The sequence below is a fragment of the Frankia sp. CeRuru1 genome (assembly GCF_977966315.1).
In genome coordinates, this window is record NZ_CDWWEW010000411.1 from 2,609 (window position 1) to 4,679 (window position 2,071).

Below are 2,071 nucleotides of genomic sequence, written 5' to 3' on the forward strand. Positions count from 1 at the left end.
CCGGCAACAGCCGGGTCGGTTGACAGCAGGTCCGGCACGTCATCGGCGAGGTCCGGCAGGTACCAGGACACCGACAGCATCCGCGTGGCGCTGTCCGTCTCGCCCGCAGTGACCCACTCCCGTCGGAGGATCCGCGGGTCCTCGGCCGACAGGTTGAACAGGTCTGCGACGTAGCCGGGGGCCTGGACGATCGCAGCCGCGGTGACCTCGCTGACCTCGCCCGCGGCGTCCAGCGTGCCGATGCGGCGCGCCCGGAGTGCGCGGTCACGGGGCGAGCTCGCGCTGCCTTCGCGGTGGACGAACGTGCCACGTGGCGACGTCCGGACCAGCCGCTCGACCTGCAGCTGCGTGATCGCCTTCGCCGCTGTGGCCGCGGCGACGTCCCACTCGTCAGCGAGTGCGGAGATCGCCGGGATCCGGGATCCGTCTGCCAGCTCGCCGTCGAGGATCAGACGCCGATAGTGATCGGTGATCTGTACGTAGGGCGGGTTAATCCTCTGTGCGCGAGGGTTCATGGTGCCTCCTAGCAGGTAAAACGCTGCCCGTCGTCGACACCTCTGAGTGTACTAGCACGCTCCCTCTTGCGCATGTGCGCCAGTACGCGCATACTGCGTACCGTCTACTAGTACACAACGAGTGGACGGGCGTCAGTCGGTGTTACGAGCACCCCTGACGCCCTTGATCTGCAAGCCCCCGATACGCCGGGAGGTACAGACCCATGGGCAATCCTGCCTCATCCTCATCCCTGACCAGGTCGTGGCGCGACGATGCGTTCTGCCGCGACCAGTACGACCTGTTCGACGCCGCCGTCGAGGGCGACCCGGCCGCGGTCGACGCGACGCGGGCGATCTGCTCGACCTGCACCGTCCGCCGGCAGTGCCTGCGTGAGGGTGTGCGTGAGCCGTACGGCGTCCGCGCCGGTCTGACCGAGGACGAGCGGGACCCGCTGGCCCGCGCCTACGCCGCCTACCTGACCAGGGTCGCCCGCGTCGACGCCCGGCTCCGCGAGATCGCCGCGGGCGATGAGGGCCTGCGCGAGGCTCTGACGGCGCTGTCCGTGGAGGCTGACGCGGTGAGCGCCGCCGCGCTGGCCGTGGCCGCTGGTGCTGACGTAGCCGAGATCCACGTTGCGCTCGAGGTGGCCCTGGACGCGCAGGCCGCGACATCGGCCGCGCTGGACGAGCTGCACGTCGCGAGGCCGGCGGGTCTGGACCAGGCCGCTACGACGCTGATGGCCGCGGCGATGACCGTGGCCGCCACGGCCTCCGCCGTCCCGGCGATTGCGGCGGTGGCGTGATGATGGAGCTGCTGGCCCTGGCCGCGATCGGTCTGACCCACCCGTCCCGGCTGCGCCAGGCCGGCGAGCAGCTGCTGGCGGCCGCTATCGAAACCGCGTTTCCTGTCGCTTCCACGCTGGCGGTGGCCTGATGGATACGTCGGTGGTGGCGCCGCGGTGGTTGACGATCGAGGTACCGGTGACGGCGCCGGTCGTGGAGCTGGTGGAGTTCCTCGCCGGCTACGTCCTGGGCGTGGACAAGCCGGTGGAGGAGATCCGTCCCGAGCATGGTCTGTGGACCCGGCTGCGCTGCTCGGACGGTGTGGTCGCGGTCAGCGCCACCGTTCCCGCCGACGGGCAGGGCGCCGCGCGGCTGGCGGTGACCGGCCCGCAGAACCAGGTCGACGCGCAGGATCTGCTGACGGAGGCCACCCGCTGGCTGGGTAACTCCGGGATCACCGGTTGGCGGTGGCGGGGTGTGTCGTGCGCGTCGGACAGCTGGCACTGCCCAGGCGACAGCCGTCTCTGCCTGCCTGCGCGCCGACCGTCACAGGACAGCGCGGCCGGTGGCTGGCGGGCTACGGCCGCGACGGTTGTGGAGTGGGCCGGGCGGTACACGGCGCTGGCCGCGGTCTGGGTGGCTCTGGCCGCGGTGATCCTGCCCGGCCAGGTGCCTGGATGGATGACCCCCGACGGCCACGGCGCGGTACTGGCCACCGTCGCGGGCGGCTGGCTGCTGCACCGCGCCGGGTCGGTCCTCGCCGCCGTCCTGGACCCCGAGGACTGGGACAGCGC

General features: G+C 71.6%; 4 protein-coding genes. 3 read left to right on the plus strand and 1 reads right to left on the minus strand.

Annotated features, from left to right (window positions below; all coding sequences use genetic code 11):
* Nucleotides 1-515, minus strand: a 515-nt coding sequence (locus AC08OP_RS21520; protein WP_476615841.1) for a GntR family transcriptional regulator, incomplete at its 3' end; no start/stop codon positions are given.
* A 203-nt stretch (nucleotides 516-718) separates the two neighbouring features.
* Between AC08OP_RS21520 and AC08OP_RS21525 the strand changes: the two genes are divergently transcribed.
* From AC08OP_RS21525 to AC08OP_RS21535, 3 genes are all read left to right on the plus strand, one after another.
* Entirely contained in the window at nucleotides 719-1,297 is a 579-nt protein-coding gene (locus AC08OP_RS21525; protein WP_476615842.1) for a WhiB family transcriptional regulator, read from the plus strand.
* Nucleotides 1,298-1,299: 2 nt separating this feature from the next.
* On the plus strand, nucleotides 1,300-1,428 hold the full coding sequence (locus tag AC08OP_RS21530; protein ID WP_476615843.1) for a hypothetical protein: 129 nt from the start codon (nucleotides 1,300-1,302) through the stop codon (nucleotides 1,426-1,428).
* On the plus strand, nucleotides 1,428-2,071 hold a 644-nt coding region (locus tag AC08OP_RS21535; RefSeq protein WP_476615844.1), incomplete at its 3' end, for a hypothetical protein. The genes AC08OP_RS21530 and AC08OP_RS21535, both read left to right, overlap by 1 nt.

Bases quoted from the DNA above. Each gene is read 5' to 3' on its own strand.
- AC08OP_RS21525 (WP_476615842.1), top strand. From the start codon at position 719: ATGGGCAATCCTGCCTCATCCTCATCCCTGACCAGGTCGTGGCGCGAC.
- AC08OP_RS21530 (WP_476615843.1), top strand. From the start codon at position 1,300: ATGGAGCTGCTGGCCCTGGCCGCGATCGGTCTGACCCACCCGTCCCGG.